Annotated in this window: 20 protein-coding genes; 13 read left to right on the top strand and 7 right to left on the bottom strand. The window is 43.1% G+C overall.

The annotated features are described in order from the left end of the window. Nucleotides 1-36: 36 nt before the first annotated feature. The 4 genes from Q91_RS09635 (at nt 37) to Q91_RS09620 (ending at nt 6,279) form a co-directional block, all read left to right on the top strand. Nucleotides 37-1,188, top strand: coding sequence for an OmpA family protein (locus tag Q91_RS09635; protein WP_015006707.1), 1,152 nt, complete (start codon nt 37-39; stop codon nt 1,186-1,188). A gap of 61 nt (nt 1,189-1,249) precedes the next feature. Further along, nucleotides 1,250-2,467: an argininosuccinate synthase gene (locus Q91_RS09630; protein WP_015006706.1), complete on the top strand. Its 1,218-nt coding sequence runs from the start codon at nt 1,250-1,252 to the stop codon at nt 2,465-2,467. 340 nt (nt 2,468-2,807) lie between these two features. Beyond that, nucleotides 2,808-4,925: a TonB-dependent receptor gene (locus tag Q91_RS09625; protein WP_015006705.1), complete on the top strand. Its 2,118-nt coding sequence runs from the start codon at nt 2,808-2,810 to the stop codon at nt 4,923-4,925. Between the two features lie 247 nt (nt 4,926-5,172). Then, nucleotides 5,173-6,279: an NAD(P)-dependent alcohol dehydrogenase gene (locus Q91_RS09620; protein ID WP_015006704.1), complete on the top strand. Its 1,107-nt coding sequence runs from the start codon at nt 5,173-5,175 to the stop codon at nt 6,277-6,279. Nucleotides 6,280-6,685: 406 nt separating this feature from the next. On the opposite strand, the gene Q91_RS09615 is transcribed toward Q91_RS09620, so the two are convergent. Beyond that, nucleotides 6,686-7,801: a fatty acid desaturase gene (locus Q91_RS09615; RefSeq protein ID WP_015006703.1), complete on the bottom strand. Its 1,116-nt coding sequence runs from the start codon at nt 7,799-7,801 to the stop codon at nt 6,686-6,688. A gap of 190 nt (nt 7,802-7,991) precedes the next feature. On the opposite strand from Q91_RS09615, the gene Q91_RS09610 reads away from it, so the two are divergent. From Q91_RS09610 to Q91_RS09600, 3 genes are all read left to right on the top strand, one after another. After that, on the top strand, nt 7,992-8,918 hold the full coding sequence (locus tag Q91_RS09610) for a VOC family protein (protein WP_015006702.1): 927 nt from the start codon (nt 7,992-7,994) through the stop codon (nt 8,916-8,918). Between the two features lie 29 nt (nt 8,919-8,947). Then, nucleotides 8,948-9,940 carry an amidohydrolase family protein gene (locus Q91_RS09605; protein WP_015006701.1) on the top strand — a complete coding sequence of 331 codons (993 nt, stop codon included), beginning with the start codon at nt 8,948-8,950 and terminating at the stop codon, nt 9,938-9,940. A gap of 72 nt (nt 9,941-10,012) precedes the next feature. Continuing rightward, complete coding sequence (locus tag Q91_RS09600; RefSeq protein WP_015006700.1) at nt 10,013-11,119, top strand: NAD(P)-dependent alcohol dehydrogenase; 1,107 nt, start codon at nt 10,013-10,015, stop codon at nt 11,117-11,119. Nucleotides 11,120-11,326: 207 nt separating this feature from the next. Here the strand turns inward: Q91_RS09600 and thiE are convergent, their stop codons facing one another. Both thiE and Q91_RS09590 read right to left on the bottom strand, forming a co-directional pair. Further along, a complete protein-coding gene (gene thiE, locus Q91_RS09595) occupies nt 11,327-11,947 on the bottom strand; it encodes a thiamine phosphate synthase (protein WP_015006699.1) in 621 nt (206 codons plus the stop codon). Continuing rightward, the gene (locus tag Q91_RS09590; RefSeq protein WP_015006698.1) at nt 11,944-12,747 is read right to left on the bottom strand and encodes a hydroxymethylpyrimidine/phosphomethylpyrimidine kinase; all 804 of its coding nucleotides are present in this window, start codon (nt 12,745-12,747) and stop codon (nt 11,944-11,946) included. The genes thiE and Q91_RS09590 overlap by 4 nt, the downstream gene beginning before the upstream one ends. Nucleotides 12,748-12,869: 122 nt before the next feature. On the opposite strand from Q91_RS09590, the gene metH reads away from it, so the two are divergent. Genes metH through Q91_RS11625 form a run of 3 tightly spaced genes read left to right on the top strand, consistent with a single transcriptional unit; the run spans nt 12,870 to nt 17,006 of the window. Further along, nucleotides 12,870-16,583, top strand: a complete 3,714-nt coding sequence (metH, locus tag Q91_RS09585) for a methionine synthase (RefSeq protein ID WP_015006697.1) — start codon at nt 12,870-12,872, stop codon at nt 16,581-16,583. Beyond that, nucleotides 16,564-16,833, top strand: coding sequence for a glutaredoxin family protein (locus tag Q91_RS09580; protein WP_232228635.1), 270 nt, complete (start codon nt 16,564-16,566; stop codon nt 16,831-16,833). Before metH ends, Q91_RS09580 begins: the two co-directional genes overlap by 20 nt. Further along, nucleotides 16,830-17,006, top strand: coding sequence for a hypothetical protein (locus Q91_RS11625; RefSeq protein WP_015006695.1), 177 nt, complete (start codon nt 16,830-16,832; stop codon nt 17,004-17,006). Before Q91_RS09580 ends, Q91_RS11625 begins: the two co-directional genes overlap by 4 nt. Before the next feature lie 83 nt (nt 17,007-17,089). On the opposite strand, the gene purU is transcribed toward Q91_RS11625, so the two are convergent. The 3 genes from purU to moaC are packed head-to-tail and all read right to left on the bottom strand — an operon-like array spanning nt 17,090 to nt 18,889. Beyond that, complete coding sequence (gene purU, locus Q91_RS09575) at nt 17,090-17,953, bottom strand: formyltetrahydrofolate deformylase (RefSeq protein WP_015006694.1); 864 nt, start codon at nt 17,951-17,953, stop codon at nt 17,090-17,092. Between the two features lie 13 nt (nt 17,954-17,966). Further along, nucleotides 17,967-18,404, bottom strand: coding sequence for an HIT domain-containing protein (locus Q91_RS09570; RefSeq protein WP_015006693.1), 438 nt, complete (start codon nt 18,402-18,404; stop codon nt 17,967-17,969). 2 nt (nt 18,405-18,406) lie between these two features. Then, nucleotides 18,407-18,889: a cyclic pyranopterin monophosphate synthase MoaC gene (gene moaC / locus Q91_RS09565; protein WP_015006692.1), complete on the bottom strand. Its 483-nt coding sequence runs from the start codon at nt 18,887-18,889 to the stop codon at nt 18,407-18,409. Between the two features lie 46 nt (nt 18,890-18,935). On the opposite strand from moaC, the gene moaD reads away from it, so the two are divergent. Together moaD and Q91_RS09555 are read left to right on the top strand one after the other, a co-directional pair. Next, nucleotides 18,936-19,205: a molybdopterin converting factor subunit 1 gene (moaD, locus tag Q91_RS09560; protein ID WP_020932094.1), complete on the top strand. Its 270-nt coding sequence runs from the start codon at nt 18,936-18,938 to the stop codon at nt 19,203-19,205. A gap of 2 nt (nt 19,206-19,207) precedes the next feature. Beyond that, nucleotides 19,208-19,660: a molybdenum cofactor biosynthesis protein MoaE gene (locus Q91_RS09555; RefSeq protein ID WP_015006690.1), complete on the top strand. Its 453-nt coding sequence runs from the start codon at nt 19,208-19,210 to the stop codon at nt 19,658-19,660. Nucleotides 19,661-19,674: 14 nt separating this feature from the next. Here Q91_RS09555 and ppa read toward each other — a convergent pair whose 3' ends face one another. Then, nucleotides 19,675-20,223: an inorganic diphosphatase gene (gene ppa, locus Q91_RS09550; RefSeq protein ID WP_015006689.1), complete on the bottom strand. Its 549-nt coding sequence runs from the start codon at nt 20,221-20,223 to the stop codon at nt 19,675-19,677. A gap of 174 nt (nt 20,224-20,397) precedes the next feature. Between ppa and Q91_RS09545 the strand changes: the two genes are divergently transcribed. Further along, nucleotides 20,398-22,404 carry a sodium-translocating pyrophosphatase gene (locus tag Q91_RS09545; RefSeq protein WP_015006688.1) on the top strand — a complete coding sequence of 669 codons (2,007 nt, stop codon included), beginning with the start codon at nt 20,398-20,400 and terminating at the stop codon, nt 22,402-22,404. The last annotated feature ends 32 nt before the right edge of the window (nt 22,405-22,436 follow it).

The following is a 22,436-nucleotide window of genomic DNA, read 5'->3' as shown; positions in this document are numbered from 1 at the left end:
TATAAAGTTCTATTTTTATCTGCCGATATAGGCGGTATGAAGACGATTAAACACTATATATTCTTACTGGCAATGACGCTGTTTAGTGCGAGCACCTTGGCTCAGCAGTATCAGGCGCCAGTTACGCATTCACAATGGACGTTCTCTGGTAACAAAGTTGGGTGTTATATAACGCATGTTATTCCACAATATGGCGTGGGTGTTTTTGAGCAAAAGTCAGGTGAGCGGGTTAATTTTATTTTAAAAGCAGAATCATACGTGCCACCAATTCACACGGCTATGTTGAGCTCTGTGCCACCAGTATGGATGCACGATGCGCCCTCACTTAAATTAGCAAAGGTTAAAACGAAAACCAAAGAATTGGTGGTTCAAAGTGATGTATCAGAACGTATGTTACAAGAACTATCCAATGGCCGTTTTCCACAGTTTAGTTATAAGGCGAATCAAGGTGGGCAGGTTAACGTAGCGATATCATCGGTTAACTTTTTGGATGTGATGGCGCAATTTGAGTCATGCCGCCAAAATCTACTCCCCTTTAGCAGGGACGATGTGCACCAGCAATTGTCGTTATTCAACTATTTAAGTACAACAATCACACATAAAAACCGCAAGCTGTTAAGCAAAGCGGTTACGTATGTAAAAGAAGCTGGTCAGACAGAAAGAATTGACTTAGTTAGTGGCACAGAAGATTTTTCTGTCAAAGACGGTCGGCGCGTTTATGATGGGCGGGTTCAGGCGTTACGCCAGTTCTTAATTAACGAAGGAATGCCTGAAGAACAGGTTATTGCCTTAGATGACCCCGAAGCATTAGATACACCCGCCGCCAGTGTGCGGATGAAAGTGGCTGGCCCTGAGCCTTTTAAGCATATCTACTTTAGGTCCGGTTCAGTCAGCTTAAATGAGCGTGATAATAAAAAGTTAGACTACTTATTACAATATAGGCGTTTACAACATCCAGACGGGAAGATAGTGCTTAAAGGATATAGTGATAGTCAAGGTCCTCGTCAGATTAATATGGCAGTCTCCAAAAAGCGTGTTGAGGTAATAAAAAAATACCTCTTATCAAAGGGTGTTAAGTCAGATCAAATAGTGACTAAGGCGTATGGTGAAAGTCGCCCTACATCTAGTAATAGGTACCCTGCAGGGCGTCAATTAAACAGACGAGTGGATATTTCAATTTCAGGGTAGCGCCAAGTGGTCATGCAATCGGGTATAATTCGCGGATTATTTTTAAGTCGCGAGTGATCTCATGTCAAAGCAAGAAGTCAATAAAGTTGTTTTAGCTTATTCTGGTGGATTAGATACGTCGGTTATCCTTAAATGGCTAGAAGATGTATACAATTGTGAAGTGGTTACGTTTACCGCCGATTTGGGTCAAGGTGAGGAAGTAGAGCCAGCCCGTGAAAAAGCACGATCCTACGGCATTAAGGAAATTTACATTGATGATCTAAAGGAAGAGTTCGTCCGTGATTTTGTTTTTCCAATGTTTAGAGCGAATACAATTTACGAAGGTGAATACCTTCTCGGGACATCTATTGCTCGCCCGCTAATTTCAAAACGCTTAATTGAAATTGCTAATGAGACAGGAGCGGATGCCATTTCACACGGGGCAACCGGCAAAGGTAATGATCAGGTGCGTTTTGAGCTCGGTGCCTATGCGTTAAAGCCAGATGTAAAAATTATTGCGCCTTGGCGCGAGTGGGATTTAACCTCGCGTGATTCATTGCTTGCGTATGCTGAGAAAGCGGGGATAGCCGTTGAAATGAAACGTGGTAAAAAGTCACCCTATTCGATGGATGCGAACTTGCTACATATTTCTTATGAAGGGGATATTTTAGAAGACCCATGGGTTGAGCCAGAAGAAGACATGTGGCGTTGGTCTGTTTCTCCAGAAGCAGCCCCCAGTGAACCGACCTATATTGAACTGGAGTATAAAGGTGGTGATATTATAGCGATTGATGGTCAAGCGATGTCACCGGCTACCGTATTAGCGGAATTAAATAAAATAGGTGGGGCAAACGGTATTGGCCGTGCAGATATTGTTGAAAACCGTTATGTGGGTATGAAGGCGCGTGGTTGTTACGAAACCCCAGGCGGCACTATCATGCTAAAAGCGCATCGTGCCATCGAATCGATAACATTAGATCGCGAAGTGACCCATCTGAAAGATGAATTGATGCCACGTTACGCTAGCCTTATTTACAACGGCTACTGGTGGAGTCCAGAGCGTGAAATGTTGCAAACAATGATTAATGCGTCACAAATTACCGTAAATGGCCGAATTCGTTTGAAACTCTACAAAGGAAATGTGATTGTTGTGGGTCGTGAATCAGCCTCTAATAGTTTATTTGATGAAAACATTGCCACGTTTGAAGATGATGGCGGCGCATATGATCAAAAAGATGCAGAAGGGTTTATTAAATTAAATGCATTACGCATGCGAATTGCGGCTAGGAAACGTTCTTAATCTTTATAGTCAAAAAAAGCCCTCTGGGATACAGAGGGCGATAAAGAACTCTTAATAGATTTGAGGTCGAAAAAGCAGCCATAGAAGGGAGATTCGGGCTGCTTTATGCCCATAGGGCATCAGCATGTTTGAAGTAAAAATTACTCAATCAGCTTTTAAGAGTTGCTGATAGCTTACCGAGATATGTGAGTCCTGAGAATGTGGCAAATTGTCGCAGAGGTTTTAACGTTTATTTTTGTGTGACGCTATAGAGGTGTGACAATTTGTCACATTTCTGAAAACCGATTCATTGGTAAAATCCACTTTGTTGTAAAAAAACAAAAAACTAATTAGAGGGTTTATGAAACGGTTTAAATTAAGTTTATTATCATTAGCTGTCATTGCAGCTTTGCCAGTTAAGGCGGCTGATTACACAAATCAAACAATCATTGTAGAAGGTGCTAGCATGCGTCCGGGCGCATTCGGAATTGCACCAGAATCGTTAGCATTGAAAGATACTGCTGCGCTTCTAAAAAGAGTGCCTGGCGCTAATGTTAATCGTAATGGCCCGCTAACCGGTATAGCCTCATACCGAGGTCAATTTGGTGGTCGTATTAATGCAGTGGTTGATGGCATGTCTTGGAAAGAAGTTGGGCCAAACAGCATGGATCCTCCATTAAGCCATATACCAGCAGCATTAACCGATAAGCTGACCGTGTATCGCGGTATTGCGCCGATCAGTAGCGGGATTGAAACAATAGGTGGTTCAATGATCGCTGAGTCTCGTAAAGGAGAGTTCACCGATGGTGAAGAATTTGAGTTTCATGGTTTAGCGTCACTGGGGTTTAGTGAGGTAGATAACGGCTTAACCAGCAGTGTGTTGAGTGCATATTCGAATGATAGCCATCGTTTTTATGCGAGTATTAGCAAAGAACAAGGCGATGACTATGAGTTTGACGGTAGTCGTACAGTTGACCCTAGCCAATATGATCGTGATGCTTATACCATTGGTTACGGTACAAAATTTGGTGCACATGAGTTAGGGTTTAATTACAGTAATAATGATACCGGTCATACTGGCTCCGCTTCTTTACCGATGGATATCATCTGGGTTAGAGGCGGTATATTTTCTGCTGACTACAGTGTCCAGTTAGCTGACAATCGTTCATTAGAAGTCGATTACTATTATCAAGATATGCGTCATTTAATGAATAACTTTAGCTTACGTTCTAACGGTACGAACATGACCACCATGGCAGGTAGTAGCCGCACCCGTGAAAACCTAACAACAGTTGATGGGGGTGGCTTATCGGCTGTTTATAAAATGCCTTTTTCAAACGGTCACCTTAGCCTTGGTGTGCAAGGCGATCAATCGACGCATGACGGTTTTATTACTGATCCGAATAACCCAATGTTTGGCGTGGATAATTTTAACGGCGCTGAACGCAATCGTTACAGTGGGTTTGCAGAATGGAAAGGTGACGTCCAGCAGGGTTTAGAGCTTGAAACAGGCCTTCGATATACCCAAGTTAAAATGGATTCAGACGAAGTGGGGCACCACATGTACGGGAATATGATGATGATCGGGCCTCAAGTCACAGAATTGGTTGATAGCTTTAATGAGGGAGATCGTTCTCAAACAGATCATAACTGGGATTTTGATGTTATTTTAAGGCAGTCGATATCAAGCGAATTAACAGCTGAAGTAGGTTTTGCACGTAAAATGCGTTCTCCCAGTTATCAAGAACGTTATTTATGGATACCGTTAGAAGCCACGGGTGGTTTAGCGGATAACCGAGTGTATATCGGCGATGTGAATTTAGAGCCTGAAACGGCCTATCAGTTTGAGCTGGGTCTAGAATATGCTGCTGGCGAGTTATACCTTGCGCCGCGTGCTTTTTATCACCGTGTGAATGATTATATTCAAGGTGAGCAAGTCACTGGCACAACTGCAAATATTGTAGCAGATGGCGCGAACAGTATTTTTGGCGGAGATACGGTGTTACAGTTCAGCAACGTAGATGCTGAACTGTATGGTGTGGATGTGGAGTGGGGCTATGAACTTACGACAGACTGGCGTTTGGATGGAACGGTCAGTTATGTGCGCGGTCGTCGCCGTGATGGAGGTGGAGATAATCTTTATCGGATAGCACCTTTTAATACGAGAACGCAATTAACGTTCGAACAAAATAACTGGTCATTAGCCACAGAGCTCGAAGCGTACAGTGCGCAAAATGACGTAGCTGCTTATAATGGTGAGCAAAAATCAGCCGGTTATGGGCTGCTGCATGTTCGTGGTGAAATAGCACCTATTGCAGGCCTTAAAGTTGGGTTGGGGGTAGAAAATATTTTAGATAGAGATTTTGAAGATCATACCTCAGCTGTTAATCGGGCAATGAATAATGAAGATGTTGCAGTGGGTGACAAAATACCAGGCCAAGGACGCAATCTTTATGTCACAGCGAGCTACAAATGGTAAGTTGTAAGAACTAAGTTTTACATAACAATGGTAGTAAAAAGCCTAGGTGACGCCTAGGCTTTTTTATGCGGTATTGGAAAGCAATAAAATGCTAAAAGTATATAGAGAATGATAATTGTCTCGATTAGCTCAATTATTGTTTGACGATAGAAAAAGATGATGTTTTTATAGTGCCATTGATAAATTGGCTACCAAGTAGGTGGCTTTGTTTTTTTTTATAACGTAAAAATAATTCAGGAGAACGTGTATGAAGATTGAAGCAGCAGTGGTCCGAGAAGGTAAGGGTGACTTTAAAATTGAAACACTTGAGTTAGCAGAGCCATCTGATGATCAAATTTTAATCAAAATTGCTGGTGTTGGCTTATGCCATACCGACTTAACTTGTCGTGACCAGCTTTACCCAGTACCACTGCCTATGGTGTTTGGCCATGAAGGCTCGGGTGTGGTAGAAAAAGTAGGTAAAAATGTTAGTAAAGTAGCCCCTGGTGACCACGTCGTTTTAACTTTCTACACTTGTGGAAAATGTGACGCTTGCCTTAGTGGAGATCCTACTAGTTGCGCTAACTCTTTTGGCCCTAATTTTATGGGGCGTGCTCTTGATGGTAGCTGTACCATTCATGATCATGCTGGTGATGAAGTGGGTTGTAGCTTTTTTGGACAGTCTTCCTTTGCTACCCATGCGTTAGCTTATGAGCGTAATACAGTTAAAGTAGATAAATCAGCACCAATTGAGCTACTTGGCCCGCTGGGCTGTGGTGTGCAAACGGGTGCAGGCTCTGTACTTAATGCACTAAACCCACCTGCGGGTAGTGCGATTGCTGTTTTTGGTGCCGGAGCGGTTGGCCTTTCAGCGGTGATGGGCGCGGTAGTGGCAAACTGCACAACTATTATCTCAATTGACGTTAAAGAAAACCGTTTAGAGCTTGCTAAAGAACTTGGTGCAACACATACCATCAATGCTGCAGAGCTTGATCCAATTAAAGAAATTCAAAAACTAACCGGTGGTGCAGGTATTGCTTATGTGCTTGAAACCAGCGGTGTGGCACCTGTGTTGAGCCAGGCTATTATGTCATCTTGTGTGGGTGGTGAGGTTGGTATTGTAGGTGCACCTGCAATGGGCACAACGGTTCCTTTAGATGTTAACCACATGTTATTTAATCGTAAATTGCGTGGAATTATAGAAGGCGAGTCAAATTCTGATATCTTTATTCCTCGGTTGATTAGCCTGTATCAACAGGGTAAATTCCCGTTTGATAAGTTGGTTAAGTTCTATGATCTTGAGCAAATTAACGAGGCAGCGGAAGACTCAGAAAAAGGAACAACGCTAAAAGCGATTATGCGTCTTCCTAAGTAGTCACCTGTAGGGTATTAAGAAACCGGCGTTATATATAGTGCCGGTTTTTTTATGTCTGATATTTTTGTATTGGTATGGCATTGTTGCCTGTGCATTAGTCATATTTATTTTATGCTGCGCGTTAATTTCTATGACGTTTTAACCTAGAGCATGCTAGCTATTTAATGCTGACATTATATTGAGTAATATAATGTTCTCAGGCAGTGACGTCGTTCCAGCCTTGGTTTGCCAATAAGAACTGATCATGTGTCTAGTGGAGCTTCATTTTCAAAAGAGTGTGGCGATTGTTACTACGAATAATTAGCGGCGTTATGTGATTGATCCGCTAAACTAAATTAGGCTACTTTATTATTCAAAAAAACCGAGTAGAATTGCTACTCGGTTTTTTTCTGAGTAAGAGGAAAAATTACGCGCTGACAGTTTCTTCTGTTGGTTCACCCAGCCAGTCAGGCCAACCAGCTGCTCTATTAGCTTCCCTTGCAAGCACTCTTTCTTCAGGTGTAGCGCGAGTCAGATCCCACTCTTTGAGTTTAGGTTGAGCAAGAAACTTAAACCAAATGGGCGGGATTAGGGCTGCATTGAAGGATAAAAACATGCTCGGGCCTTGTGGGCCATCAGGTGTTGGTTTTAGTTCATAAAACGGGATATATGAGTCTAGGTGATGATCGTTATGATTTGAAATTTCATATGCGAGCGGGCGAATAATGTAGGACAAGTGATTCCAAATATGACGTGATTCATAAGGTTGGCCCTCAACCCTAACTAAACCATTGTGTTGGAAGTAGTTAAAACCCTCAGCAAATAGTTTAGCTAGCATTAAGCCGAAAATGCTTATCACCATCGCATAAACGCCGCCGAACCAAGTAACGACTCCAATGAGGATAAACACTTGGACGATAGCACGTACTAAGCGACCACTCGGAGACCATATGCTTTTATTAGTTTTTTTACTCTTTTCACGTTCTGCATGAATAAAGTCTTTATAGCTGCCAAAAGAGGCCCTAAACATATAGCTATAAATGTTTTCACCTCGTCTTGCGGTATCAGAGTCCAGAGGTGTTGCTAGGTTAACATGGTGGTTGTGGATATGAGCGACGTCACGAGTGGGATCTAGAAAAAAAGTACCTAATAAGGTGGCAAAATAACGCCCATAATCTCTGCGGTGTAGTAACTCATGGGTAACAGGTACGTTGGGCATAGCGCCTAACAATCCAAGAGAAAGTACTGCGCCGACCATATCTATAACAGGGATAGAGCCTGTAGCCTGGACCGTCGTGTTGACCCAATGTACAAAGCTTGCATATAAACCAATCATAAAGAAGAGGTGAAGGTACAGAGGGATATTGACGATAAACGGGTGATTTATCTTGCGCATGTTCAGATCGGGTTTGGCTAAAACATCAAGAATAGTGATGGGTATCAGCAGCCCGACGCCGACCCAAACCCAGTGGCCTCCATGAGCAAAGCCCCAAATAGCAATGCAAACAAGAATGGTTCCGAAGTAGTATCGTAAATAATCCATAACTCCCTCCTGTAACGATTGATTTTATTTTTATTGGAATCAACACCCTAGCACAAAAGAAAATAAATAACTAACGGATGTTATTTTTTATTGATTGCTTTAAGAGCTTGAGTTAAGGTCTTTATTCTTAATTTCAATGAAAGGGCTTTAATTAAGTCAGCCGTTAGGTTTAAACACAAAAGGAAATGTAATGATCCGTTATAAAAAATTAGGTTATGTTGCGTTGGGTGTCACCGATCTGGAAAGGTCTATTACTTATTACCGTGATTTAGTTGGTTTGCAGCTTAACTTGCAAGAAGAGGGGGTGGCATATTTCTCTTGCAGTGATGACCATCATAATCTAGTGCTTTACCAAAATGATGTTGCGGGGTTAAAGCGCATTGCATGGGAAATGGAGAGTGATGCCGAATTAGATAACGCGGCTGATACGTTTAAAAAGCATGGCCTCGATGTGTATGAATTGCCAACCGAAGAAAGTAAGGGGATTTTCCAAGGACGAACATTACGTTTTATAGAGCCTAATGATGGTATATGTTTTGAACTCTATAACCAGCAATACAAGAGAGCAACAAGTTATCAGCCAACCGTCAGTAAAATTGCCCGTTTGGGTCATGTGGTCGTGAGTTTTTCTGATTGGGATGCCTCGATCAAGTTCTTTAGAGAAGTCATGAACTTTGATACCTCTGACTCGATTGATGGTTTTATAAACTTTATGCGGTGTTTTCCTAACCCATACCACCATACGTTGGGTGTGAGTAATGCGAAATTAAGAGGCGATAGACCAGGCTTGCATCATGTTAATTTTATGGTGACAGACATGGATGATATTGGGCGCGCACTGAATAGAATGCCAGAAAATAATATTCCTATTGTATTTGGGCCAGGACGGCATCCACCCTCAGGCAGTATTTTTTATTATTTCTTAGATCCAGATGGAATGACGGTTGAATACAGTTTTGGCATGGAAGAATTTCCTGAAGAAAACCCACGGAAACCAAGGTCGTTAGAGCCTCGTCCAGATTCTGGTGATTATTGGGGAAGTGTACCGAAAGAAGATTGGGCTCAGGCTGGCGATATTTTACCGGCTAAACCACAATTGATAGGCCAGTTACTTTAAAAACCAGATTAGCCTTATAGGGGTTCAAAGTGATTATTGATGTACACACGCATGTGGTTCCTGAGTATTTCCCTGCATACTCTGGTAATAATGTAGCCACTCGATGGCCATCAATGGGCTGTTGTGATCAGCCGCATCATCGGTCAGTTTTAATTGCTGGCAAAACATTTCGAGAAGTCAGTCATCATAGCTGGGATGCCTCTCAACGTCTGCTTGATATGCAGGTGGAAAAGGTTGATAGACAAGTCTTGTCGCCAATGCCTGAGCTTTTATCCTATTGGTTTGATGTGGATGATGCTGTGCGTATGTGTGGGCATATGAATCATACGATTGCTAACATGGTTAATAGTTCTCCTGAATCCTTTTATGGATTAGGAATGGTTCCCTTGCAAGACCCTGAGCGTGCAGCCAGTGAAATGTCACGTTTACGTGCTGATTATGGTTTATTGGGTATAGAGGTGGGTACAAATATTAATGGACGGCCCATTGGCGACCCTTTCTTTGAGCCCATTTTTGCGGCAGCGGTTGAGAATGGATTATCAATTTTTATTCATCCGTTACACCCAGCTGGGGTGGAAAGAGTTACAGGCCCGCCAGCCATGTCAGCTTTGGTCGCATTCCCAAATGAAACAGCTTTCGCGGCGGCTTCTTTAGTCAGTGGGGGAATGTTGACCAAGTACCCAGCGTTACGTATTGGGTTAAGTCATGGTGGCGGTGGTTTTGCTATGATGTTGCCGCGAATGATGCAAGGGTGGGAAACAATGGGGCGTGATCTATTTGATGAGTCGCCGATAGATATTGCACAACGACTCTACTACGACACCTTGGTGTACGATAATCAAACGCTTCAGTATTTAATTGACTCATTTGGCATAGAGCAACTCATGGTGGGTACTGACTACCCCTTTGTCATTCGTGAGAAGTCGCCCGGCAAGAGGATACAGTCTTTGGGGCTTAGTGAGCATGATATGTCGCTCCTTCAGTCTGTCAACGCACAACGTTTTCTAGCTTGCTCTAGGTAGGCAAAGCATTCATTCATATTTTTAACACTAGCATTTTATAAAAAATAATAATCACCTAAAGGAGATCATTCCATGGAAATAGAAGCAGCAGTAATAAGGGGAAGTAAAGGGGCTTTTGAGTTTGAATCGTTGGAGTTAGCAGAAGTATCAGCTGATCAGATTTTAGTAAAAATAGTCGCAGTAGGGCTTTGTCATACGGATTTAACCTGTCGTGATCAAGCTTATCCCGTTCCCTTGCCCATGGTGTTTGGTCATGAAGGGGCTGGCGTTGTAGAAAAAGTAGGTAAAAATGTGACGAAGGTTGAACCGGGCGATCATGTTGTTCTTACATTTTATACCTGCGGCCACTGTGAAGCTTGTTTGAATGGTGAGCCTGCGCGATGTGAAGCAGCATTTGAGCCGAACTTTTTAGGTCGAGCAGTCGATGGTAGTTGTACGATTCATGATCACTCGGGGGCAGCAATCGGCTCGAGTTTTTTTGGCCAATCATCGTTTGCTAGCTATTCACTATCCTATGAAAGAAATACCATAAAAGTGCCTAAAGACGTCCCATTGGAGCTATTGGGGCCGTTAGGTTGTGGCGTGCAAACAGGTGCAGGGTCGGTGCTCAATGCCTTGAACCCACCTGCAGGAAGTGCAATTGCTATTTATGGTGCGGGTGCAGTCGGTCTTTCAGCTGTTATGGGGGCTGTTATTGCAAACTGTACAACGATAATTTCGGTTGATGTAAAGGAAAACCGTTTAGCGTTAGCAAAAGAGCTTGGGGCGACCCATGTTATTAATGCCGCTGAGGTAGACCCTGTTGAGGAAATTAAGAAAATAGTGGGTGGGGCAGGTATTGCTTATGTACTTGAAACAAGCGGGGTTCCAAATGTATTGGTTCAAGCAATTACTTGTTCAAAACCAGGGGGTGAAATAGGCATCGTGGGTTCACCAGCGCTAGGTGTAACGATACCTGTAGATGTTAGTTTTATGTTGGATAACCGAACGCTACGAGGGATTATACAAGGCCAATCTAACTTTGATATTTTTATCCCACGCTTAATCGAGTTGTATAAACAGGGTAAATTTCCATTTGATAAATTAATAAAATTTTACGAATTTGATCAAATAAACCAAGCAGCGGAAGACTCAGAGAAAGGCGTGACACTTAAAGCGGTGATGCGACTTCCCAAGTAGTACTTAGAATACAAACGCCGAACCTTACTCTTCGGGTTTTTACGAGGTTTAGTTAGAAATGAAAGAGCGTAATATGCGCATTTTGAATGTCAGAGCATAGTTAAAGAGAATTATCGTGAGCCAGCAAATACTATTGACTTGCGCGCGTGAGTTAGTGGCAGCTGATGCAAATGCTCTACAGGTCGTGGATAGGTGGGCACTGCAATACTAAAATAAAGCGCTGAAGTGTTGGCAGCTTTCGCTGATGTTATCTGCGCTGAAAATTTGCTCTACAACGGCGATAAAGTCTGCACCTTGATTAATCAGTGCTTTTGCATTGTTGTGTTGAATGCCGCCAATGGCAACGATGGGGATAGATAAAGCAGCTTTCGCATCCTGTAGGGTTTTAAGGTTTGCTAAAGGAATGCCGGGCTTTGTGGTTGAATTGAAAAATCGACCAAATGCAACATAATCTGCACCTTGTTCTTGAGCCTGTAAGGCAAGCGATAAATGGTGATGACAAGTCACCCCGATAAGTGCATCCTTGCCTAATCGTTGTCTCGCTTCAAGAATGCTGCCATCTGATTGACCAAGGTGGACACCCTCTGCCTGACAGGCTAGTGCAAGGGCAGGATTGTCGTTAATGATCAATGGAACGTTATAATTTAAGCACAATTGATGAATAGCCTGTGCTCGCAGCAGTGTTTCAACAGGCGTGCTGATTTTGTCTCGGTATTGCAGAAGGCTTGCACCTCCTTGAAGTGCTTGTTCTACTTTTTCTAATAATAAAGCTGTTTCGGCTATATTTGGTGTAATAGCGTATAGGCCATTTTTAGGTAACGGAGTCATTGCTGAATGCGATTGGGGAAAAGTTGCCCTTTACCAACTCGGTTAGCTAATTTAATGGCTTGGTTAACATATGTTTGTGCCAACGCTACGGCATTGGGTATTGATTGACCTTGCGCGACTAAGGCTGCAATGGCTGAGGCCAGTGTGCAACCGGTACCATGAAAGTGGCCGCTTTGGCGTTCCCATTCATAAGTTATTTGTTTTTCAGGATTAAAAAATAAGTGATTACGCAGTACCGCCCCTGGTGAATGCCCGCCCGTTATTAAAACGTAATTTGTACCTGTGTTAAGCAGTGCTTTGCCAAGGCTTTCTTCATTGTTATCGTGTTGTAAACCAGAAAGTTGAGCCGCTTCGATAGTATTGGGTGTCAACACGGTTGTGAGGGTAAGAAGCGTATTTTTAATTTCATCGAGCAGTTTAATATTGGCCAATGATGTGCCATCGCCACTAGCAAGGACGGGGTCGAAAACCACAGGAATATTAGGGTGTAACTGAATGATCTTGACGATAGCTTTAACGGCGTCGACTGACCCAGTTAGCCCAACTTTGATAACAGCAATAGACAGATCATCAAACAACACCTTAGCTTGCTCAATGATATCGTCCGCTTTTAAGGGTATTAAACGATGAACCGTGCTGGAATCTTGTACCGTTAAGCAGCTGATGATTGAACAAGGGTGGCAGCCAAAATGGGTGAGTACTTCGATATCCGCTTGAATGCCGGCGCCGCCAGTTGGGTCATGCCCAGAAATAGTTAGTACGGCAGGTTTTGTGTCTAGATTTTTTGGCGAATGAGACAAAAGAGTGGGGTGCGTTTTACATTTAAAAAGGATGGTAGAGGAATAAATTTATAACAACAAGTGCCTGTTCAGTAGCAAACGAGTAAAATGGCTGATTATTTAAAAACAAACGTACCGAAACAATGGCACAAACAGAAAAACATACACAGCTGTTAGATTTATTAAAGCAACGCATTTTATTACTGGATGGCGCTATGGGTACGATGATTCAGTCGTATGACTTTAACGAAAGTGATTATCGTGGAGAGCGTTTTGCTGACTGGCCAAGCGATGTAAAAGGCAATAATGATTTATTATCGTTAACTCAAGAAGATACTATCCGTGCTATCCATTTGGCTTATTTTGAAGCGGGTGCGGATATTGTTGAAACGAATACTTTTAATTCAACACGTGTCGCTATGGCTGATTACGATATGCAAGAGTTATCGTATGAAATTAACGAACAATCGGCTCGTATTGCAAGAAAAGCGGCAGATGAGATTGAGGCAAAATACCCTGGCAGAGTATGTTTTGTAGCAGGTGTTTTAGGCCCAACAAATCGTACGGCCAGTATTTCGCCGGATGTAAACGATCCTGCTTTTAGAAATATCAGCTTTGATGAATTGGCGGAGGCTTATACAGAATCAATTGATGCGCTGATAAAAGGTGGGGTCGATATTATCTTGGTAGAAACCATTTTTGATACGCTCAATGCGAAAGCGGCGCTGTACGCGATTCAAATGTATTTTGAAACACATGATGTTGAATACCCAGTCATGATTTCTGGCACAATAACCGACGCCTCCGGTCGAACGTTGTCAGGTCAAGTAACCGAAGCATTTTGGAATTCGCTAAGACATATCAAGCCGATTAGTATTGGCTTTAACTGCGCTCTTGGTGCTGAAGAGTTGCGCCAATATGTAGAAGAGTTGTCTCGTGTTGCCGATACGTATATCAGTGCACACCCCAATGCAGGTCTACCGAATGAGTTTGGTGGTTATGACGAAACACCAGACGATATGGCCGGCCATATTCGGGAGTGGGCGCAAAGTGGTTTCTTGAATATTATTGGTGGCTGTTGTGGAACATCACCTGAATTCATAACGGCAATGAAAGAAGCAGTGAGCGATAGTGCACCAAGGGAAATACCGAAGCTTGAGGTTGCCTGTCGATTGTCTGGCTTAGAGCCGATGAATATTTTTAAAGACTCTCTGTATGTCAATGTGGGTGAGCGAACGAATGTGACCGGTTCGGCTCGGTTTAAACGCCTAATTAAAGAGCAAGATTACGAAACAGCACTCGATGTAGCGCGTCAGCAGGTGGAAAGTGGCGCTCAGGTGATCGATATCAACATGGATGAAGGCATGTTGGATTCGAAAGCAGCGATGATACGTTTTTTAAGTTTGATAGCGGCAGAGCCAGATATATCGGTGGTTCCCGTGATGATCGATTCTTCTAAATGGGATATTTTAGAAGCCGGTTTAAAGTGTGTGCAAGGCAAAGCGATCGTCAATTCGATTAGTCTGAAAGAAGGCGAAGAAAATTTTATCAATCAAGCTAAAACCATTATGCGTTACGGCGCGGCAGTGATAGTGATGGCGTTTGATGAAACCGGGCAAGCAGATACATTTGAACGTAAAGTTGAAATTTGTACACGTGCCTATAAAGTGCTGACTGAAAAGGTTGGCTTCCCAGCCGAAGATATCATTTTTGACCCTAATATTTTTGCCATTGCCACAGGCATCGATGAGCACAATAATTATGCGGTTGATTTTATTGAAGCAACACGTGTTATTAAGCAAACTTTGCCACATGCTATGGTGTCTGGTGGTGTTTCGAATGTGTCCTTCTCCTTTCGAGGAAATAACAAAGTCAGGGAAGCGATTCATGCGGTATTTTTATACTATGCGGTTCAAGCAGGCATGGATATGGGCATTGTCAATGCAGGGCAGCTAGCAGTATATGACGATATTCCTGATGAGCTACGCGAGAGTGTCGAAGATGTCATCTTAAACCGGACACCTAAAAGCGGTACCTCTGCGACAGAGAACTTATTAGCCATTGCTGAAAAATACCTTGAGGGTGATTCAGAAGAAGCGGTTAAAGAAGCCGCCGAATGGCGATCTTGGCCGGTTAAAAAACGCTTAGAGCATGCGCTGGTTAAAGGCATTACAGAATTTATTGAAGAAGATACCGAATTGGTTCGACAAGAAGTTGAGCGTCCTTTACACGTCATCGAGGGGCCGCTGATGGATGGTATGAATGTAGTAGGTGACTTGTTTGGCGCTGGTAAGATGTTTTTACCGCAAGTCGTAAAGTCTGCGCGTGTTATGAAAAAAGCGGTCGCCTATTTAATGCCGTTTATGGAAGAAGAAAAGGGTGATGTGGTGGAGACTAACGGAAAAGTCTTAATGGCAACAGTCAAAGGCGATGTGCATGACATCGGTAAAAACATAGTTGCTGTTGTGCTTCAATGCAACGGTTTTGAAGTAGTTGATTTGGGTGTAATGGTACCTGCAGATACTATTTTGAAAGAAGCCAGTAAACACAATGTTGATGTGATTGGCTTAAGCGGCCTGATTACGCCATCTTTGGATGAAATGGTGCATATGGCAAAAGAAATGGAACGCCAAGGGTTTGATATACCGTTAATGATTGGCGGTGCGACGACATCGCGTGCGCATACAGCGGTAAAAATAGAACCGCACTATCATGGTGTAAGTGTGTACGTTACCGATGCGTCTCGGTCGGTTGGTGTGTTGAGTAATTTAATGGATAAAAGCGCGGCGAATGATTATCAGCAAAAAATTCGTGAGGAATATGCTGAAGTTCGTGAGCGTCATAAGGGTCGTCAGTCTACAAAACGCCAGCTTAATTTAGACGATGCCAGGCAGAATGCAAGCACGATTGATTGGAGTCAGTATACACCGGTAAAGCCGAGTTTCTTGGGTACCAAGGTGTTGAATGATTTTCCACTGGATGAAATTGCAAAGTTTATTGATTGGTCACCCTTTTTTCAAACTTGGGAGCTGGTTGGAAGCTACCCTAAAATTTTAGAAGATGAAATAGTCGGTCAGCATGCAAAGGACTTGTTAAAAGATGCCAAAATCATGCTGCAAAAAATTATCGATGAGAAGTGGCTAACGGCTCGTGGGGTTTTTGGCTTTTATCCAGCCAATAGTCAAGTGGATGATATTGTTGTTTATGAAGATGAGTCGCGTTCTAATGAAGCAGCAGTTTTACATCATTTACGTCAGCAAAATATCAAGCCACCAGGACGTAAAAATTACTGCTTATCGGACATGGTTGCACCAAAGGGTTCAGGCATTAATGATTACATTGGCGCATTTGCAGTAACGGCGGGTATTGGCATTGAAGAGCATATTAAGCGATTTGAAGCAGATCATGATGATTATCAATCGATTATGGTCAAGGCGTTAGCTGATCGTTTAGCAGAAGCGTTTGCTGAGTGCTTACATCAGCATGTAAGAAAAGATTATTGGGGGTACGCCGCTGATGAATCACTTGTAAATGACGAGCTTATTGGCGAGAAATATACGGGTATTCGTCCTGCTCCAGGCTACCCTGCCTGTCCTGATCATACTGAAAAGGCCACATTGTTTTCATTGCTTAATGCTAGCGAGCAAGCAGGTATTGAGTTAACAGAAAGTTTTGCCATGTACCCAACTGCAGCAGTGAGCGGCTGGTACTTTGCGCATCCGCAGGCGCAGTATTTTAATGTTGGAAAACTAAAGAAAGACCAAGTTGAAGACTATGCGGTGCGTAAGGGTGAATCGTTAGAATATATAGAACGTTGGCTGGCCCCAAGTCTTGCGTATGACCCAGATGATAATTGAGTTAACCTTTTATACAACCGAAGGATGTCATTTATGTGAGGATGCACAGCGGTTATTACAGCAGTTATTAGTGCAGTATCCAACGCGTTTTCAAATCGAAGTGGTGGATATTATTGACTCAGAAGAGTTAGTTGAACAGTATGGAACGCGCATACCCGTTGTGATGAAAGATGCTGTTCAGCAAGTGTTGGCTTGGCCGTTTACTTATGCAGATTTACTCTGTTTTGTAGATGAAGGAGAGATGCAGTGAGAGCGAATAAAAAGGCAGTAAGCCGCTTTGCTTATATGATGGTTGTCTTAAGTGTGGTGGCCGTCTTGTTGGGTGTTGGGGTTTTTTATTGGTTTGTTTTTGATGAGGTTGGTGCATCATCTGACGGCGCAAAACGTCCCAGCTTAAGTAGCTCTGTTGTTACAACTAAGTAGAGCGTGGTTGGGAATGGCTTTTTGACTCGGTTGCTTATTTACGCAAAACCAACTGGGCAACTAAGCCGCTGTTGATTAGGTTGTTACACAAAGACGATACAACGGTTTTTGTAAACTAATACTTTGTGCATTAGGTGATGTCGGATAGCGCGAGATAACACAATTTTTTCATTGTCTTGGCCCTTGCGTTTTAAATCTTCGATATTATCGTTATGCCTGATGCGTACAATATCTTGTTCAATAATAGGGCCTGCATCTAATTCCGTGGTGACATAATGACTAGTGGCACCAATAATCTTGACCCCTCTTTCATGCGCTGAATGATACGGCCTAGCGCCTGGAAAAGCGGGTAAGAAAGAATGGTGAATGTTAATAATTTGATGCGGGTAATGGTCTATAAAGTTGGCGCTTAATATTTGCATATAACGAGCCAGCACAATAGTGTCTATTTGATGCTTGGCAAGTAAGTCAAGTTGCGTCTGTTCTTGCTGCTGCTTGTTGTCGGCAGTGATGGGTATGTGATGAAAAGCAATGCCTGCGTTTTCAGCAAGTGATTGATGGTTTTTGTGATTGCTGATGACCAGGGGGATCTCGACGTCCCACTCGCCGGATTGGTAGCGAGAAAGAATGTCAAACAAACAATGCCCATGCTGTGAAACAAACAGTGCAAGCTTAGGTTTAATGTCAGAAAATGCTATCTGCCAGTTCATATTAAGCGCCGAGCCAACTTCTTCCGAAAAGGTTTTTTGAATCTGTTCGCGGTCAATAGAAAAGTTTTCTAGTTGCCATTCAACACGCATAAAGAAGTGCTTATCTGCAGTATCGACATGTTGTTCTAAATCGACGATATTGCCATTATTCTTAGTAAGAAAATTGGTAACTTTTGCGATAATGCCAGCTTGATCAGGACATTCTGCTAATAAGATGGCGGTGGTTTGTTGGTTCAAAATAAGCCCTGTTTTAGCTGGTTTGTAAGTTAGGGGTGAAGTGCATCTGACCGAGCAATTGGTGTGTTTTTTGAATACGGTCTTGTAATGCAGAAGGGGTGTATTGTTTAGCGCTCACATGGCCCCATATAGGATTTGGCCAAGCGGCATCATGTTTATAACGAACAATATGATGAAGGTGCAATTGCGGGACCATGTTTCCTAATGCGGCGATATTCATCTTGTCAGCGGAAAAGGCTGCGCTTAACGCTTGGCTGAATTGTAAGGATTCATCTTGTAGTGTTTGTTGGTCCTGCTTATTGAGCTGAAATGCTTCGACAATGCCTGCTTGTCGGGGCACAAGAATGTACCAAGGGTAATTGGCGTCTTTGCTCAGTAAAAGTGCACACAAAGGAAAATCGCCTAGGTAGTAACAATCTTCAGCAAGCCATGGATGTAATTTAAAGTCCATGCTTATGGCTCCTCACGTTTCCAATGACCTGATTTCCCGCCCTTCTTTTCAAGCAAACGAACACCTTGAATAGTCATACCGCGGTCAACCGCTTTGCACATATCGTAAATTGTCAGTAAGGCTACCTGAGTAGCATTAAGGGCTTCCATTTCAACACCTGTTTTGCCCGATGTGGTGACGGTGGTTTGGCAAGCAATCAAGTTATTTTGCGTATCAGGTTCCAGTTTAATGTCCACATGGGTAATTGGTAAGGGGTGGCATAAGGGCACAAGGTCAGCTGTTTTTTTGCTGGCCATAATGCCAGCGATCCGTGCAATACCCAGCACATCGCCTTTTTTATTATCGCCGTTCATCACCCGTTGTAAGGTGGCAGCGCTCATTTCAATAAAGCCTTCAGTTACGGCTGTCCGGTCGGTATCGGCTTTGGCGCTAATATCGACCATATGAGCATCACCGGCGGTGTTAAAATGTGTGAGTTCAGACATAATCTAGTGGCTCGATTCGTTTGTTAACATGATAATATAATCAATTATGACACAATCAAATAGTCAGATGTATGAAGAAGCGATGTCTGTAAAAGTACTTTATTTTGCCAGTTTAAAAGAGCTGTTCGGGCGTAGCGAGCAACAGCTTAATATTGACGGCCTAAAAACGGTCGAAGATGTTTGGAAGCATGTGAGCAAGGGGTACGATGTATCCCAGCAGGTGCTGTATTCGGTTAATCATGAATATGCGCAGGCGGACTCGTTAGTACATGCTGGCGATGAAGTGGCTTTTTTTCCTCCAGTTACGGGTGGTTGAGAATGATTAAAATTATTCAAAAAGCGTTTGACCCTTGGCATGAGTTATCAACCTTTCAGCGAGAAATGAAGCGAGAAGGTGAGTTTGGTGCTTGTGCTAATTTTATTGGAACGATGCGTGATATTAACGAGGGAGATGCCGTCAACGGAATGTTTCTTGAACATTATCCTGGAATGACCGAAAAACACTTGGAAAAGATCGTTCAATCGGCAAAAAAACAGTGGGACCTGCTGGAAACATTAGTTATTCATCGAGTAGGGGCGCTATTGCCAAATGATCCTATAGTCTTGGTGGCTGCTTGGTCGGTACATCGTAAAGATGCGTTTGAGGCGAGTCGTTTTATTATGGAAGATTTAAAAAGTAAGGCACCTTTTTGGAAAAAAGAGAACCTTAGTTCTACCGCTTTGCAGGCAGAAAAAAACCGCTGGGTTGAAAAAAACACCAGCGGTTATTGATCAGAACAAGCCGTTTAGAAGTTAGGCTTTTCTTCTATAGCGTTGTAACGAGCAACACTTTCTGTAATTTCTTTGGCGGCACCATCAACACCTTCCCATCCTTCAACTTTTACCCATTTATTCGCTTCTAAATCTTTATAGTGTTCAAAAAAGTGAGCGATTTGTTTTAAGGTAACCGGTGAGATATCTTCATAGGATTTAACATCATCATACAAGGGTGTCAGTTTTGATACAGGCACAGCCAATACTTTGGCATCTTCACCTGCTTCATCAGTCATCTTTAAAACACCAATAGGGCGACAGCGAATAACCGAGCCATTCATCAAAGGAATGGGTGTAATAACGAGCACATCCACTGGGTCACCATCATCAGAAAGTGTATGCGGCACGTATCCATAGTTACATGGGTAATGCATAGCAGTGCCCATAAATCGGTCTACAAATAATGCGCCAGATTCTTTGTCGACTTCATATTTAATAGGATCAGAGTGAGAGGGTATTTCGATAATAACGTTAACGTCATGGGGTAGATCTTCCCCAGAAGGGACTAGGTTAAGGCTCATGTTTTTTCCTATGTTTTTATGTTGGATTGAATGTTGTGCCGCATTATACAGGGAGGATTTGATTTAATTAAGCTTTCTGCTTGCACCATACCAGTAGGCAGAGTAAAAAAGAGAGGGCGTGATGTTTTTATGAAGCTAATCAGCGGGAAATAGAATAATCATCAGGAGAAAACTATGGAGTTGAGTCACTTATTGCCCCCTATTATTGGGTGTTTTGGTTTGTATGCAGCGAAATATGTATATAGCTTGGTAATGAAGTACCCGGAAGGTGAGGGTGTTGTCGCAAAAATTGCTGAGCAAATTCATTTAGGCGCAATGGTTTTTATGAAGCGCGAATATAAAATGCTGGTTAATTTTGCGGCCGCTTTATTTGTTTTAACATTTATATTTTTAGGTTGGGCAACAGCACTTTGCTTCTTAGTGGGCGCGTTGGCCTCTGGTGCGGCTGGTTACATCGGTATGAATACAGCCACCAAAGCGAATGTTAGAACAACAACGGCCGCTCATACAGATGGCGCCGAGGCAGCTCTTTCAGTTGCTTTCTTTGGTGGTTCAATTATGGGGCTAGCGGTAGCCTCTCTTGGCCTAATGGGTTTAGGCTTGATGTATTTATTTTTTGGCAGTGACCCCGAAAGCTCACATGCTATACATGGCTTTGCGATGGGCGCCTCAGTTGTTGCGCTGTTTTCTCGTGTAGGTGGCGGTATTTTTACTAAAAGTGCAGATGTTGGTGCGGATTTGGTGGGGAAAATTGAAGCGGGTATTCCAGAAGATGATCCGCGTAATCCGGGCGTGATAGCTGATAATGTTGGCGACAACGTGGGCGATGTTGCTGGCATGGGCTCAGATATTTTTGAATCATATTGTGGGTCTATGATTGCGACCATTGCGATTGCATCAACAATGTCTGCTGTTTTGTTGTCAGAGCTGGGCGCACAGTCCAGTTTAATGTTTTTACCCTTGGCATTGGCCTCAATTGGTTTGTTGTGCTCAATTGGAGGTATTGTCATTGTTAAAAACAACGCGTCTAAGTCGCCAGAAAAAGCACTGCGTATGGGGACCATGGGGGCATCTGCTTTATTTATTGTTGTGGCTTTGCTACTTATTTTGATGATGGATGTGAGTAATTATGTTTGGGTAGCGGTTTTGGCCGGTGCAGTAGGTGGTATGGTAATTGGCTTAGTGACAGAATATTACACTGCAGGAGCGCCGGTTAAACATATCGCTAAATCAGGTGAAACGGGCCCTGCAACGGTGATGATTACAGGCTTATCTGTTGGTATGCAATCAGTCGCTATCCCAGCATTTAGTATTTGTGGAGTGATTGCAGTTTCCAGCCACTTTGCTGGTTTATACGGTGTGGGTATTGCTGCGGTGGGCATGCTGGCGACTGTTGGCATAACTATGGCCATAGATGCTTATGGCCCCGTTGCTGATAATGCCGGTGGTATTGCTGAAATGGGGGGCTTGGGCGAGGAAACTCGTAAAATCACAGATTCGTTAGATGAACTGGGTAATACAACAGCAGCGATAGGTAAAGGCTTTGCTATTGGTGCAGCAGCATTAGCGGCATTGGCGATTATTACTGCGTTTATAGAAACAGTATCGGTACATGTGCCAGATTTCTCTTTGCAGTTAAATGACCCGCAAGTATTAATTGGTTTATTTATTGGTGGGGTTATTCCGTTTGTTATTGCCGCGTTGACGATGACAGCTGTCGGTGATGCGGCATTTGAGATGATTAAGGAAATTCGTCGCCAATTTAAAGAGATTGATGGTTTATTAGAAGGAACAGCCGAGCCAGACACCGCTCGTTGTGTTGATATTGCAACAACAGCAGCACTTAAGAAAATGATTGTGCCCGGTGTGATTGCAGTGAGTGCGCCTCCTTTAGTTGGTTTTTTCATAAGCGCTGAAGCCTTAGGCGGTATGTTATCAGGCGCATTGCTATGTTGCGTGTTGTTAGCATTGATGATGGCGAACGCCGGTGGTGCTTGGGATAATGCTAAAAAGTACGTTGAAAAAGGGAATTTAGGCGGTAAAGGCTCTGATACCCATACTGCCGTAGTGGTAGGCGATACGGTAGGCGATCCCTTTAAAGACACATCAGGCCCTTCAATGAATATCTTGATTAATGTAATGGCGATTGTAAGTTTGGTTATTGCGCCGTTGCTCGGGTAGAGCGTAAAAGGGTATAAAAAAAGCGGCTTACA

It is taken from the genome of Cycloclasticus sp. P1, from assembly GCF_000299965.1.
In the GTDB taxonomy this organism is placed as follows: domain Bacteria; phylum Pseudomonadota; class Gammaproteobacteria; order Methylococcales; family Cycloclasticaceae; genus Cycloclasticus; species Cycloclasticus pugetii.
This window is presented reverse-complemented; position numbering and strand designations above follow the sequence as displayed.